Source organism: Roseimicrobium gellanilyticum (genome assembly GCF_003315205.1).
In the GTDB taxonomy this organism is placed as follows: Bacteria; Verrucomicrobiota; Verrucomicrobiia; order Verrucomicrobiales; family Verrucomicrobiaceae; genus Roseimicrobium; species Roseimicrobium gellanilyticum.
Genome location: NZ_QNRR01000001.1, coordinates 634,328 through 647,826, shown reverse-complemented (window position 1 = coordinate 647,826; position 13,499 = coordinate 634,328). Strand labels below are relative to the sequence as shown.

Genomic DNA, 13,499 nt, shown 5'->3' with positions numbered 1-13,499 from the left:
CCGCGCCAACATGGCGTACGTTTGGTCGGTGCCCCCCTCATTGTTGCCAGCACGCCGCCTCCCGGTGAAATGGAGCCATTTCTCTGGCTGGGGGCGTTTGCCCTGTGCGTGGCACTGCACCTCGTGGTCCACCCCCAGGCGCGACTCTTCCGCGATGCGCTGGCCTGGCTGGGTCGGCATCCGGCCCCCTTCCTGTGGCTCATGGCCTCCCTCATGGTGCATGAAGCATGGAGCCTGCGCACCGGGGATCCCCCGCCGCCGGTGATGGCGCATGCGCTCTCCCCCTGGCCGGATGTCTTCTTCGACCTGGCGGCGCGCGGCTGGCAACGCTTCGCCATGCTCTTTCATCAGGCCATCTATCCACCTCCGTTTCTCGCGGGGACGGTACCAGGGGCCATCCTCATGGGCCTTTTCAGCGCCGCCGGCCAGATGTGGCTCTGCTGCTACTTCATCGCCTCGCGGGAGTCCCTCCTTTCAGATGCTGCCCTACGCCCCGCCTTGGCCCGGTGGAGAACCATTCTCGTGCTCGCGGTGATTCACGCAGCGTGGTGGTGGATGGCGGAGCGCACCGACGCCACCACCCGCACCGTGCGTGAATGGCTCATGCCGCAGTTCCTCGTCTTCCTCGCCCCCCTGCCTCTGGCGGCGGCCGCAGCCCGGGTGGATTTCCTGAAGGCGGGAGCCGTGGCCACCCGATGGTGGGGGCGCGCCTGGCTGCCCATGCTGATGTTCGCCCTTACGGCAGTGCCACTTCTGGTACTGCTGGAGTTCGCCCTGCACGTGCTGCCCTCTGTCCTTCCCCCAGCCCGCATGGTGACCCGGCTCCTCGTCGCCAGCATTCTGGAGGCCTCCCTTCATTCCTGGCTTTTCGTCAGCGCTGCCTTGCTTCTGCTTCGGGGTGGGTATCTTGACAAGGAACCCTCCCATGTCTGAGAAAACGCCAAGCCGAGCCGCCCCGGTGGGCCGCGAGATCGCGCGCCGCAGCAAGTCGAACCTTGCCTTTGCGCTCTCCACCCTGCCGCGCCAGCGCAAGGAGGATATGATGACCTTCTACGCCTTCTGCCGCGTCATTGACGACATCGCAGACGAACCTGTGGATACCGTGGAGGAGCGGCAGCTGGCACTGGATGAATGGAAGCACGGGATCCTGCACGGTTTTGATGCCCCGGATGAACTGCAGGCGGAGGTCGCTGAACTGCCCGGGCGCTACCCCATCGATCCCGCTCTGCTTGCGGAAATCGTGAATGGAGTGGCCTCAGACCTCGTCACCACGCGCTACCGCACCTACGAGGACCTCCTCGCCTACTGCTACAAGGTCGCCTGCGTGGTCGGCCTGGTGAGCATCGAAATCTTTGGGTACAAGAACCCGGTCTGCAAGGAGTACGCCGTAGCGCTGGGCTACGCGTTGCAACTCACGAACATCATCCGCGATGTGGCGGAGGACGCGCGCAATGGCCGCATCTACCTTCCGCAGGAAGACCTTCAGCGTTTTGGCGTGACGGAGGCGGATCTTCTGGAAGGTCGCCACACGCCTGAGTTCGAGGCGCTCATGCAGTGCGAACACGATCGGGCACGCGGATTTTTCTCCCAAGCTGCCAGCCTCCTTCCGAAGGAGGATCGGCGTCACATGCTTGCCGCCGAGATGATGGGGCAGATGTACGGGGAAATCCTGGAGAAAATTCGTCAGCGCCGCTTCCAGGTCTTCGGTCCTCGCATCGGACTGAGCAAGCTGCGCAAGATCGCGATTCTAGGTGCCTATACGGCAAAAGGACTCCTGCGCACCGTTTGAAAGACGGGAGGTGAATAATACCGCGCGCGATTCGTCCATCGCGTGTGCCAAAAAACCATAATCTGAAAACGCCCCCGGTTGCAGGCCAAATGGCTTGCATTTCTTGATAATCAGCCTCACTTTGTAGTTGCCATGAAGACCTCCTTCCAACCTGGCCGCGTCATGCCCAAAGCGGTCATGGCAGTGTGTGTTCTGGGTGCCTGCTCTTTCGCCACCAGCAGCTTCGCCCAGGAACAGTATCCCCCGTCCGGGCAGAAGCCCCGCGTCGGCACCCGTTTTCTGAATTTCGTGAAGGACCTTGTCTGGGGTGAACAGCCTGACACCCGCTACCGCGGATACGCTCCGCCCGCGAACTCCCGTCCTCAGAGTGGTCATCGCTACAATCTGGACTCCCCTCCTCCCGCCGCCGCGTACGATGCTCCTCCGGAGTATCAGCAACGCCCGGTGCCCCCGCCTCCTTCACAGAACCACCTGACCCAACCGCAGGAAGATCACCGCGACATGCCCTACAGCAGCCCACGCCAGCAGAGGGCGCAGGAGCCTGAGCGCATGCGTCGTGATGAGGCACCTGTGCAGGAGCAGCCCCCAGCACCCGTGAAGCAGAAGCCGCGCGTGGAAGAGCAGAAGAAAGTGGAGGAAACCCCTCCCCACACCCAGTCCAAAGGCGGTCTCTTTTCCAAAAAGTCCGAACCCAAGAAGGAAGTCGAAGAATCACTTCCTGAAACCAGGACAGAACCTCAGTCGAAGACGACGACCAAGACCGCTCCGACGACACCCAAGCAGGATCCTCCAGCGGAAAAGCAGAAGGAGACGGTTGTGGCGTCCAACACCGCCAAGGAAAAGGGCACCGGCAGTGGCAGCAGCACCAGCAATTCCACCTCCACGCCTCCCACGAGCGGTGGAGCCACCCTCACCGGCACCAAGACCACGAAGGCAGGACTCGTGAAGAGCCCCTACCCTCCGTACAACGAGCTTGATGTGACCGGTCTGCCCACTGGCTCACTGGCCATGGATCCCACCACGGGCAAGGTCTTCCGCGTTCCGTGAGGAACAGGCAGGAAGCCACTTTTCTCAAACCTCTCTCCCAACCGGAGTGCGGCTCCAGTCACGCGGGACATCGCGTGTTGATTCGCCTCCGGCTTCATGGTACATCGACCACATGAATTCCCGCGCTTCATTCCTGCGATGCCTTATGGCGCTGGCTGGCGGCCTGCTGCTGGCAAACTGCTCGTCGACAGAGGTGAGCCTCGATTACCAGCCTGGCCTTTCCCAAGGAGCACCCGGCCCCCGCAAGATGTCCGCCGGACGCTTTGCGGACATGCGTCGTGAGGGCAGCTACTATATCGGCACCGTGCGCACGCCCATCGGCACACCGCTCGAACGCGTGAACACCAAGATCCCGGTGGAACAGGTGGTGCGCAATGCCTTTGCCCACGGCATGAGCTCCCGTGGCATGCTCGCCGGCCGTGGCGCCCCCTACGTGCTGACCGGTGAGATCCTCACGCTCCACACCGACCAAGTCATCCGTCCTGCTGCCTATGCGAAGATCCGTGTGAATGTGGTCCGCGTGAGCAGTGGCCAGGTGGTCTTCAGCCGCATCTACAGCGGTGAACGTGAGAACAGCGCCTACCTTCCCGGCAGTGGCTCGCCCGTGCCCATGCTGCGTGAGCTGGTCTCCCGCGCCCTGCAGGATGTGGTGGATCGCGCGCTGGACGATTCCGCCCTGCGCGCCCGTCTGAGCCCCACGCCTCCGTACGGACCGGACATTCTCTGAGCCCCAAAAACCAAGGCCGCGTGGAGATTGCAGCAGAGCGCAAGACCATCGCAAAAGCCATCTCGGTCCGCTTCGCCACGAAGTTCGACCAGGAGTGGGTGAAGTGGAAACTCACTGCTGACCCACTCTTTGCATCCCTGCTCCCGCGGCTGCGTGCGGCCAATCTGCCGGTGCTCGATGTGGGATGCGGCCGTGGTTTGCTCGGCTTTTTCCTTCGTGAGTGCGGCCACTCCGCTGCGTACACAGGCATTGATTTTGATGCCGCCAAGATCCAAGCGGCCCAATCCGTAGCCACCCAATACACACCCCCCCCGCAGTATCATCTGCTGGACGCACGCCAGCCCTGGCCGGACACAAAGGGTCACGTGTGCCTGCTGGATGTGCTGCACTACCTGCCCGCAGCCGAGCAAGCACAGCTTCTCAGGCAATGCGCGTCCCACTTGTCCCCGGAGGGCGACCTCATCATTCGCAGTGGCATTCGTGACACGAGCTGGCGCTACCGCTTCACCGCAGGCACAGACAAGATCATGGCCGCATTCGGTCTGATGAAGTCGCCCCCAGTGAGTTATCCCACGCTGGAAGAACTGGGAGGTGTCTTTGAGAAAGCCGGATTGGAAATCGCGGAGATGCAGAAGCCGGAAAAGGGCTCCTGGTTCAACAACCACCTGATGGTGTGCAGGAGGAAACGGAGCTAGGGCATTTCAGATGGACCGTCACGGCACCACACATCGATACCCCTTTTCACCCAGCCACTTTAGCAGTTCATCCAGCACTTGCGGTGCCAACCGACCGCCACCATCTGCCACACGTCCCTCGTGCATGAGGATGATTCCTCCGGGCTGAATTTCGGAGTACAATCGCTGCAGCACACGCTCCTTGTCCGTCACCACGCCGTCGTGTCCACGCGCTGACCAAGCTGCGACACGCAAGCCGGTCTTCTCCACATGCTGCTGCACGATGGGATTCTTGAAGCCTGCGGGCGCGCGGAACCATCTTGGTGTGACATCGGCGACGTCGCTCAGCACCTTCTGGCACTCGTCGATTTCACGCTCCGCAGATCCGGGGCCGTAGGCCCAGTACCAGTACTGAGGATGATTCATGGTGTGGTTCGCCACCTCATGGCCGCGCTTGATGACCTGCCGCACCAGCTTGCGATGCTTCTTCGCATTCGCTCCGATGAAGAAGAAGGTCGCCCTGGCCTGGTGCGCATCCAGCAGATCCAGCAACCGCGGCGTATCCTCCGGATGGGGCCCGTCATCAATGGTCAGCCACACCTCCTTGCTCTCTGCACCCACCGGTTCCTTTTCACCCCTTGCTTGTGACAAGGTTGTCACCACTTCGCCGCACCACTGGCACGCCGGGATCAAGGTGGAGATCAGCCACAGGGCATGACCCGTCATCAGGAGCCCCAGCGCCCACCACAGGAGCCCTGACATCACCAGGGCAATGGCCGCGAACGGAGCAGCCACATTCCACAGAATCACGGTGCGGCGCAGGAGTCGTCTCCAAGTCATGGGCTTCTGAAGCACTGAATCCGGCCAAAGACAATCCATGAGATCCTGCTGAAAGGACCCGCCCTTTCAGAGTCGTTTGGTCGGGATGCCACGCTTCGCCCTCCCCTCCTTCCTGCTCGCCGCCGCCGGTGCCGCCGCAGTCGGTCTTGTCATCCAGACCAAGCCCGCCCAGGCCAAAGAAACCGCCGGCACTGCGGACAGTGCCACGCCGCGCTGGTACAAGGGCAACACCCACACCCACAGCCTCTGGAGTGATGGCAATGACTTTCCGGAGATGATCGTGGATTGGTACCAGCAGCGCGGGTACAACTTCCTCGCGCTGTCCGACCACAACGTGCTCCACGCGAAGGAAGTCTGGATGGCCGAACCCACCATCCTGAAGCGGCAGAAGTCCGTTGGGAAAACAGCCATGGCCAAGTACCTCGAGCGCTTCGGCGACACCTGGGTGGAACGGCGCGAGAAGGATGGCGTGAAGGAAGTGCGCCTCAAGATGCTGGAGGAGTACCGCCCCAAGTTTGAAAAGGAGGGCGAGTTCCTTCTTGTCCCTGCAGAGGAACTGAGCGCGAACTTCGCAGTGACACCGGAACTGAAGGCGCCCATTCACATGGTGGCCTTCAACCTGAAGGAGGAGGTCAAGCCCATCGAAGGCACCAGCTTCAAGGATGTGATGCGCAAGAATCTGCAGGCCATTCGCGAGCAGGAGAAGCGTACGGGGCAGCCCATGCTCACACATATCAATCACCCCAACTTCCGCTGGGCTCTCACTGCCGAGGATATGGCCGAGGTGCTGGAGGAAAACTTCTTCGAAATCTTCAACGGCCACCCCAGCATCAACTACCTCGGCGACGCCACCCGCTACGGCCATGAGATGCTCTGGGACATCGCCAACACGATCCGCATCAGCAAGCTCGATGCGCCACCGCTCTATGGCGTGGGCACGGACGACTCCCACCACTACCATGGTGAAGACAGCGCCCCCGGCCGCGGCTGGGTCATGGTGCGCTCGAAGTCCCTCAAGCCAGATGCCCTCATCTCCGCCATGCGCGCCGGCGATTTCTATGCCTCCACGGGCGTGACGCTGGCAGATGTGCAGTTCCAGGATGGTGTGCTGAAGGTCCGCATCCAGGGCGAACCCGGGGTGTCCTACACCACGAAGATTGTCGGCACCCCGAAGAAATACGACGCCACCGTGAGCGAACGGCCCACGAACGCGGAGAAGGATCCCCAGCCCGTGCGCAAAGTGTACTCTGCAGACATCGGCAAAACCTTCGCCACGCTCCCCGGTGAGACGGTCGAGTACAAGCTCACCGGTGACGAACTCTATGTGCGCGCTGTCATCACCTCCACGAAGCCGCATGTGAATCCCACCTATGAAAACCAGACCCAAATGGCCTGGACCCAACCCGTGGGGTGGAATGTGAAATCAAAGGCCTCGGCCAGCCGATAGGCCCGCCACGCCCGCTGCGTTTCCTGTCTCCCGGCCCTCAAAAAGTGTCAGTGTCAGAGTTCCAAACCCGAACCTTCCGCACTCATGCCAAACGCCCGACTCCTCGCGCTGTCCGCCGTGGCAGCGCTCTCCCTGCAAGCAGCACCGCTGCATGCCGCGCAGAACCTGAAGAACCCCACCAAGGGTGACCCTGCCTTGAAATCCATCGGCCCGATTTCCTTCGGTGCGGATGGCGTGCTGCTGATCGCTGAGCCCGGTGTGCCCGCCATCGTGGCCGTGAGCACGGGAGACACGGGTGCGACGAAAGCCCTTGCTCAACCCCTTGCAGACACCGCAGGTGCCATAGCTGGTGCACTCGGCACCACCGCTGACAAGATCCAGATTGTGGATATGGCCGCCAATGCCAGCGGCAACATCTACTTCTCCGTGCGTGACAACGCCGCGAAGAGCGTGGCCATCGTGGTCATCTCCCCAGATGGAAAGGCCTCAAAGCTGGATCTCGCCAAGCTGGAGCATGTGCGCGTGGCCCTTCCCAAGAGCGAAACTTCCGCCGTGCGCAATCTCTCCGATGTGGCCATGACTCATGACCGCGTGCTGGTCACCGGACAGAGCAATGAGGAATTCAGCAGCAAGATTTTCTCCATTCCACTTCCGCTTGATGCTTCGGCTTCAGGCAGCATCTACAGCGCAGAAACTTATCATGTAGCGCACGGCAAGTGGGAGACCAAGGCCCCCATCCAGAGCTTCATCCCGCACAATGACAATGGCACGCCCTGTGTGCTCGGCGCCTTCGCCTGCACACCACTCGCGAAGTTCCCGCTGAAGGACCTCTCCTCCGGAGCGAACGTGCGGGGTACCAGCGTGGTGGAACTCGGCAGCGGCAACCGGCCGCTCGATGTCTTCGCCTACACCAATGCCAAGGGCTCCTGGGTGGTGACGAACACCCAGCGTTTCCGCGAGCCCTACTTCGGCCCCTCCAAGTACTGGGGCGTGCGCATCAGCATGGACCTCATCAACCGCAATGCGCCGGATCAAGTGAACGAGAAAGCCCTGCGCCGCAACATCAAGGAGCCCACCCAAACACCCGGCATCGAAATCCTCGACACCCTCTCCGGAGCTGTGCAGATTGATCGTCTCGATGACGCCCGCATGGTCGTGCTCCGCGAAGAAGGCGACAAGCTGAAGCTCGAAGTGGCGGCGCTGCCCTGAGGACCATCTGATGAAACGCGCGCTGCTCTCCTGTGCCGTGGCACTGGGGTGGTCTTGGTCCGCCTTCGCGGGCGAGCCGTCTCCCCCCCTTACGCCGACGCCACCCCAGTTGAGCAGCATCCATCCCAGCGGGTCCGTGTTGCCGGCAAATCATCTGAAGTTCTACCTGCACTTCAGCGAGCCCATGCAGCAGGGTGTGTTCCTGCAGCACTGCAGCGTGATGGATGCCGACGGCAAGATCGTGCCTGAGCCGTTCCGCGAAACAGAACTCTGGTCCGAAGACGGCCTGCGCCTCACCCTGTGGTTTCACCCCGGACGTCAGAAGACCGGGGTGAATCTCAATGTCGAGATCGGCCCCGTGCTTGTCCCGGGCAAGCGTTGCAAACTCATCATCAGCGGCAGGTGGAAGTCCGAACGCGGCATCCCTCTTGGCAAGGATGTGGAGAAGGCATTCTTCGTCACCGAACGCGCCAGCGCGCAGCTGGACATTTCCAATTGGAAAATCACATCGCCAGCCGCAGGTACCCGCGACCCGTTGCTGGTGAAGTTCCCCGCGCCGCTCGACTATGCGCTGCTCCAGCGCTGCCTACGTGTTTCCAACGGCAGCGGCACTCTCTTCAACGGCACCTGCGCCACCAGCGCCGGCGAACAGGTGTGGACGTTCACTCCGGAAAACCCATGGACAGTCAGCGTCCTTTCGCTGCAAGCAGACTCATTCCTCGAAGATCTCGCCGGCAACTCACTGGCACGCCCCTTCGAGGTGAATCTTCAAGGCCCCGCTCCACGCAAAGTTCCTGCAGTGATCTCAGTGCCCGTTCAGGTGAAGCCGTAGTCGAAACCACACCGCGCTCCACCATCCCTGCGATGTCATGCCTTCCTGAAACGGACACACTACTCCGCAGTCACATGATGATGATGTGAATCATCTTCCTCATGATGGATCTGCGGTTTGCGCAACTTCCCCTGTAGCGGAAGGATCCAGGTGGAGTGCGCCAGGCTTCGCCTCACCTGTGCCAGATCCACCATCGGATCGACGAGCAGTTCCGGCTCACGTCCGTTTAGCGAGACCATGGCTTTGGCATACACGGCCACATCGCCATATCCGCGCTCACTCATGGCCCACGCCAGGTGATGGGCAAACTGCAGGATCATGTCCGGACGCCCGGCCATCTCGTCCACCTGCTTCTTTGTGAGATTGCCCTCGGGGTCAAACTCCCAGAATCTGCCAGTACCTTTCTGCACCACCTTGAAAACAACCTCTCCATCCTTGCCACGGAGCTTCATGCGCCAGGAAAAACGGTGCCCTTCTTCCGTCCAGTTCACATCACCGGGATACAGCAGATGGCGGAATGGTATGAGACACTGGGCTACCAGATACAGCCCGAGAAACGACACCAGCACCCGCTGCCCAAAAGACCATGAACCTGCCGTGGCCGCTGCCCCCACCGGAGACAAGGCCTCTGCCTGCGGTTGCCATTTTTTTCCCCTCAGGAAACCCCAGATGCGTTTCGGAAAGTCCGGCGGCAGGTAGATGAGTGTGGCGCACAGCATGAACCACGGGAAGATGCCAATGTTGAAAAGCTGGTTGTTGATGAGGTGGAATGAAAGCGCCCACAGATAGCCAATCCAACGTGTGGGCCTCCACAGGAGCAGCGGCACCACCAGCAAATCGAAGAGCAGGCCACCGTACGCAAAGCCGTAGACGAACCACTCCTCGGAAAAATAGTGCTCAATCCGCGGAAACTTGCTGGCTCGATCCGCCAGCCACATGCGCATGGGCTCGCCTTGCAACCAGTCCGGCCCCAGCTTGGCCAGCCCTCCGTAGAAATACACAATGCCAATCTGCACCCGCAGCAGCCACAGCGTCCATGCCGGTACGACTTGTGAGCGCAGGCGTGGGCGCATCCATGCATCAATCGACCACGCACAGTTGGCCGGCAGCAGCACCATGAGGAAGGAGATGAGGCAGACCAGATAAAAGTGGTTCAGGTAGTGCGCCTGGTCCTGCAAGAAGACGAAGGTAAACGCACAGGCAAAAAGAAACGCCGCCAACCGGTAGCAGAAGCCAACCAGCATACACGTGGCGAACACAGCCATGGCTGTGAAATGCCAGTACATCCCCTCTCCCGGCCACGGCTCGATCCATTCGAAGCCATAGTATTTGAAGTGAAAACCGGGATCGACGTAGTACGGCTTGATGCGACCCAGGCTGAAATAGCGGTACACCTCCCACAGCATGATGCCCGCAAACCCCAGCCGGAAAAACACCAGAAACGCAATGTCCACCGGCGCGAAAAGGCGCTCGCGCAAGCTGCGAGGTTGGGATGATTCCATGGGAAAGTGATGGAGCAGCTGCCCTTTACTGGCGGGTGGGTATCATTGCTTCCACCACAGATCGCGCGCGGACGCACTGCTTCGCGTGAAAATATGGATGCATCAGTTGCTCCACTCAAGCCACATCCGTCTGCGGGGCTGCGAAGCCGGCCACAAAAAAACAGGCGGCGGATCGCTCCGTCGCCTGTTTCGAGTCAGTTCAAAAATCTCAGTCGCGAGTGATGGTCGCAGTACCGGGAGGCTTGGTGCCAACTCCGAGGGAGTAGTCACCTACCGCGAAGGCGAGGCTGCCAATCGGAGGGGTCGGATCCTTCTGGATGGAGCCACAAACGTTGAAGCAGCCATTGGGCTTGGGTGCATTTCCCTTGCAGTCAAACTTCAGCTTGCACTTCATGGGCTTGGTGTCGGTGGGCTTGCACTTGAATTCGGTCGGCTGCGATCCGCACTTCTTGATCGGGGACTTGTTGAACTCATCCACCTTGGGGTAGGACACCTTGCTGCTGCAGGACTTCGGAGCAGGCTTGTCGTCCTTGCAGGAAGCTTCCAGTTCAATAGGGCCGGTGCCGCTGCCGCCACCATTGTCGTCATCGTCGTCGTCGTCATCATCCCAGCGATGATTGTCGTCGTTGTCGTTTCCGCCGCTGCCGCCACCAGAGCCCACGTTCCCCTTGGCCTCACAGCCCTGGTAGATGAACTTGTAGCAGCCTTCAGTTTCCACTTCCACCACGGCAGGGAAGGAGGTGCACTTCTTGGATCCAGGCGTAATCCCGGGTCCGGCGAACGTGCAATCTGCTTTCACAGGGTGAAAGCCCAGCATCACAACAGCAATTACGACACTAACGATTGTTCTCATAGAGGTGATGATTGTTACAGAAATTACAAAACGATGGCTTTTCTCGCAAGCTGAGGGGCGTGAACAACCGTTCAAATTTGGTGCACGCCTTGCCCAAAATTGCGTCAACAACGCTCAAAATGAGCAATTTAGCTCGCCATTGCATTTCAGGCTGCAGTGAGGCAATGCCACTCGCATACCACATCACATCATTCCCGCCTCCTCAGCCTCTTCGCCTCCCATTCTGCTCACGAGAGTATTGACGGCAGGTCCAAGTAGACGCACGATCACCTTTTTCCTTTCATGCGCACAAGAAGCATCCTTTTGCTGGCCCTCTCCCTCGCTGGCGTTTGTCCGTCTATTCAGGGGCTGGAGCAGGTCAGATTCAATATTGAAGGGGAAAATCCCCAAGGCGAAGGCAAGTACTCCGGCCATGTCGTGATCAAGGAGGTATCCAACAACACAGCCACGGTGCAATGGACCCTCGGAAAGGCCAAGGAAATCACCGACGGGGTTGCCATCAAGACGGACTCGGCTGTCGGGGCAGCCTATAGCGGCAAACCCCTTGCTCTGGTTTCCATCCTTGAAATCAAAGGTGACGGAATCCACGGGCGCTGGATGAAGCCCGCCAAACTCTCGGAATCAACGACCTTCAGATTGAGCGGTTCCGACTTTACCGGAAAGGCAACCCTCTCTGGAGGCGCGAAGGGCACCGTCACTTTCACGGAGGAGCGGCCTTCTATCTACAAGGTGGTCTGGGAACTCGAAGACGGTCGTCACGAGGGCGTGGGAGTGCGTAATGGCAAAGTCCTCGTGGCTGCCAGCGGCGACACTGTTGCAGGCATTGGAGTGGCAGCTCTCGTACCCAAAGACGAGAAGTTTGAAGGTGTCTGGGCCACCAGCCGTTCCAACAATGCGGGTACGGAAACCTGGACTCATGCCCGTCCCCTTCTGGGAAAAGACATCGTGTTTGGCGATGAGCAGTACCTCCTGAGGAGCAATCAGAGTGCTCCTGGAAAAGGCACGAGCCAGCTGCGCGAGTACCTGCGAGAAGGAGATAGCTGGAAGGGCTACAGCAAGCTGGTCGCCCTGCGTCTGCAGCACGTGGATGGCAATGCCGAAAAGGTTGCCAGAGCCGTTCTGGAAGACGTGAAGAAAGACTTTCCCGATGCCTTCTCCAAGGAAATCGAATCCGGCCCCGAAGGCACCACCATCGCATTCGTGCTTAGCGAGGGAGATCAGGTGGAGTTCAATCTGTGGCGTTACAAGGACTTTCCCAATGGCATCGCCAGCGTGCAATTCGTCCTGCGGAACAAGCCCCCGTTCGCCGATCACCAAGCCTTCACCGCAGAGCAGGACCAGAATCTCAACAAGTGGCTGGAAGACTTGAAGAACCTGGCGAAGAACGCCAATGCCCTGCTTGAAGACAGTGGCGGGATGGCCGTGGTGGAAGAGAAAGACAATGCCACCGATGAAGGCGTCGTGTCTGCCACGATGAAGGGGGATCTGGACAAATGCGCTGAAACAGCCAAGCAGTTCATCCACTTTGTCCAGACCCAGCAGATAGACAAGGCCGCGGCACTCATGAGTGATGCTGCCTTTACCACCACCAGCCGCCAGGACTTCATCCGCAAGATCACCGAGTCGAACGAGGCTTTTGGGCCCATCAAGTCCTTCAAGGCGGACAAGAGTGGCACTTCCTTCACCATTGAGGATGATGTGATGATTTTTGTCATTGAGGCTGATGCAGAATACGAGAATGCCAGCGTGCGTGAGGCGCTGCGCTTCGAGCGCAAAAAACAGGACACGGGCGGCTTTCAGTTTGTTGGCTACGGCCGGCGGATGAAACAGTGAGGAAGCGCACTTGAGGAAGCCTGCGCTCCTCGTCTTCCGACGTCACCATTCCAGGTCGAGAAGGCAACAAAGACCCGCCCGTGGGGCGGGTCTTTTGTTCGATGCGCTTCAAGCAATAGGCCCTAGGTCCTACTGGTGACCCTCTGAGGGCCAAGCAACAATATGGCCCGTGAGGCCAACCCCCGGGTGACTGATGGCGCAGCTTCACCAGACTTGCGTGGCGCCAGGCCGCACTCAACACCAGGAATCATGATCTCCCGACTCTTCTCCCTCGCCGCAACCACGCTGGCGGCCATCACCCTCATCGGTTGTGCCAGTTCGGAATTATCGGGTACGCGAGACCTGCTTTCCTCAGCCGGTTTCTTTGAAGTGACTCCCAAAGGTGCCAAACAGGAGGAGCTGTACGCGTCGGCGCCTGCCTACAAGATGCACCAAATCACCGCGGAAGGTAAGACCTTCTACATGTACAAGGACGAGAAACGCGGCACAGCGTTCGTTGGAGACACATTGAAGTTCCGGCAATACCAGCGGCTGCTCATGCAACAGAGCGCTGCCGAAGAGGAGGCCGTGCTGATGCCAACCCCCATGGCTATGGGATGGTATGGGGCGTACGGACCCTACATCCACGGGCCTCGCTACGGCACCCTCCGCTACTATCGCTAGGCAGGAGTCACACACACGGCTGTGCCAACCGGTGCGCACGCCTGCACCGGAGAGGCGGTATTCCGCTTGTTCACCAACGTCCC

Annotated in this window: 13 protein-coding genes; 10 read left to right on the top strand and 3 right to left on the bottom strand. The window is 60.1% G+C overall.

What is annotated here, in order from left to right; all coding sequences use genetic code 11:
- The first annotated feature begins 69 nt into the window (after positions 1-69).
- The 5 genes from DES53_RS02500 (at position 70) to DES53_RS02480 (ending at position 4,258) form a co-directional block, all read left to right on the top strand.
- Entirely contained in the window at positions 70-933 is an 864-nt protein-coding gene (locus tag DES53_RS02500) for a hypothetical protein (RefSeq protein ID WP_170156797.1), read from the top strand.
- A complete protein-coding gene (locus DES53_RS02495) occupies positions 926-1,789 on the top strand; it encodes a phytoene/squalene synthase family protein (protein WP_113956621.1) in 864 nt (287 codons plus the stop codon). Before DES53_RS02500 ends, DES53_RS02495 begins: the two co-directional genes overlap by 8 nt.
- A 132-nt stretch (positions 1,790-1,921) precedes the next feature.
- Complete coding sequence (locus DES53_RS02490; protein ID WP_113956620.1) at positions 1,922-2,836, top strand: hypothetical protein; 915 nt, start codon at positions 1,922-1,924, stop codon at positions 2,834-2,836.
- A 112-nt stretch (positions 2,837-2,948) separates the two neighbouring features.
- Complete coding sequence (locus DES53_RS02485; RefSeq protein ID WP_147263170.1) at positions 2,949-3,563, top strand: YajG family lipoprotein; 615 nt, start codon at positions 2,949-2,951, stop codon at positions 3,561-3,563.
- A gap of 20 nt (positions 3,564-3,583) precedes the next feature.
- Entirely contained in the window at positions 3,584-4,258 is a 675-nt protein-coding gene (locus DES53_RS02480; protein ID WP_170156796.1) for a class I SAM-dependent methyltransferase, read from the top strand.
- A gap of 18 nt (positions 4,259-4,276) precedes the next feature.
- Here DES53_RS02480 and DES53_RS02475 read toward each other — a convergent pair whose 3' ends face one another.
- Complete coding sequence (locus DES53_RS02475; protein ID WP_170156795.1) at positions 4,277-5,077, bottom strand: polysaccharide deacetylase family protein; 801 nt, start codon at positions 5,075-5,077, stop codon at positions 4,277-4,279.
- An 85-nt stretch (positions 5,078-5,162) separates the two neighbouring features.
- On the opposite strand from DES53_RS02475, the gene DES53_RS02470 reads away from it, so the two are divergent.
- From DES53_RS02470 to DES53_RS02460, 3 genes are all read left to right on the top strand, one after another.
- The gene (locus tag DES53_RS02470; protein WP_113956616.1) at positions 5,163-6,524 is read left to right on the top strand and encodes a CehA/McbA family metallohydrolase domain-containing protein; all 1,362 of its coding nucleotides are present in this window, start codon (positions 5,163-5,165) and stop codon (positions 6,522-6,524) included.
- 84 nt (positions 6,525-6,608) lie between these two features.
- The gene (locus DES53_RS02465; protein WP_113956615.1) at positions 6,609-7,733 is read left to right on the top strand and encodes a hypothetical protein; all 1,125 of its coding nucleotides are present in this window, start codon (positions 6,609-6,611) and stop codon (positions 7,731-7,733) included.
- 10 nt (positions 7,734-7,743) lie between these two features.
- Positions 7,744-8,565, top strand: a complete 822-nt coding sequence (locus tag DES53_RS02460; protein WP_113956614.1) for a hypothetical protein — start codon at positions 7,744-7,746, stop codon at positions 8,563-8,565.
- Positions 8,566-8,624: 59 nt separating this feature from the next.
- Here DES53_RS02460 and DES53_RS02455 read toward each other — a convergent pair whose 3' ends face one another.
- Together DES53_RS02455 and DES53_RS02450 are read right to left on the bottom strand one after the other, a co-directional pair.
- A complete protein-coding gene (locus tag DES53_RS02455) occupies positions 8,625-10,067 on the bottom strand; it encodes an HTTM domain-containing protein (protein ID WP_113956613.1) in 1,443 nt (480 codons plus the stop codon).
- A 208-nt stretch (positions 10,068-10,275) separates the two neighbouring features.
- Positions 10,276-10,920: a hypothetical protein gene (locus DES53_RS02450; protein ID WP_147263168.1), complete on the bottom strand. Its 645-nt coding sequence runs from the start codon at positions 10,918-10,920 to the stop codon at positions 10,276-10,278.
- A gap of 282 nt (positions 10,921-11,202) precedes the next feature.
- Here DES53_RS02450 and DES53_RS02445 point away from each other — a divergent pair, with 282 nt between their 5' ends.
- Complete coding sequence (locus DES53_RS02445) at positions 11,203-12,753, top strand: hypothetical protein (RefSeq protein WP_113956611.1); 1,551 nt, start codon at positions 11,203-11,205, stop codon at positions 12,751-12,753.
- A gap of 249 nt (positions 12,754-13,002) precedes the next feature.
- Positions 13,003-13,416: a hypothetical protein gene (locus DES53_RS02440; RefSeq protein WP_113956610.1), complete on the top strand. Its 414-nt coding sequence runs from the start codon at positions 13,003-13,005 to the stop codon at positions 13,414-13,416.
- The last annotated feature ends 83 nt before the right edge of the window (positions 13,417-13,499 follow it).

What these genes read in the sequence shown, in the direction of transcription:
- DES53_RS02465 (WP_113956615.1), top strand. Translation starts at nt 6,609, where the DNA reads ATGCCAAACGCCCGACTCCTCGCGCTGTCCGCCGTGGCAGCGCTCTCC.
- DES53_RS02440 (WP_113956610.1), top strand. Translation starts at nt 13,003, where the DNA reads ATGATCTCCCGACTCTTCTCCCTCGCCGCAACCACGCTGGCGGCCATC.
- DES53_RS02475 (WP_170156795.1), bottom strand. Translation starts at nt 5,077, where the DNA reads ATGACTTGGAGACGACTCCTGCGCCGCACCGTGATTCTGTGGAATGTG.
- DES53_RS02490 (WP_113956620.1), top strand. Translation starts at nt 1,922, where the DNA reads ATGAAGACCTCCTTCCAACCTGGCCGCGTCATGCCCAAAGCGGTCATG.
- DES53_RS02495 (WP_113956621.1), top strand. Translation starts at nt 926, where the DNA reads ATGTCTGAGAAAACGCCAAGCCGAGCCGCCCCGGTGGGCCGCGAGATC.
- DES53_RS02445 (WP_113956611.1), top strand. Translation starts at nt 11,203, where the DNA reads ATGCGCACAAGAAGCATCCTTTTGCTGGCCCTCTCCCTCGCTGGCGTT.
- DES53_RS02460 (WP_113956614.1), top strand. Translation starts at nt 7,744, where the DNA reads ATGAAACGCGCGCTGCTCTCCTGTGCCGTGGCACTGGGGTGGTCTTGG.
- DES53_RS02485 (WP_147263170.1), top strand. Translation starts at nt 2,949, where the DNA reads ATGAATTCCCGCGCTTCATTCCTGCGATGCCTTATGGCGCTGGCTGGC.
- DES53_RS02450 (WP_147263168.1), bottom strand. Translation starts at nt 10,920, where the DNA reads ATGAGAACAATCGTTAGTGTCGTAATTGCTGTTGTGATGCTGGGCTTT.
- DES53_RS02500 (WP_170156797.1), top strand. Translation starts at nt 70, where the DNA reads ATGGAGCCATTTCTCTGGCTGGGGGCGTTTGCCCTGTGCGTGGCACTG.
- DES53_RS02455 (WP_113956613.1), bottom strand. Translation starts at nt 10,067, where the DNA reads ATGGAATCATCCCAACCTCGCAGCTTGCGCGAGCGCCTTTTCGCGCCG.
- DES53_RS02470 (WP_113956616.1), top strand. Translation starts at nt 5,163, where the DNA reads ATGCCACGCTTCGCCCTCCCCTCCTTCCTGCTCGCCGCCGCCGGTGCC.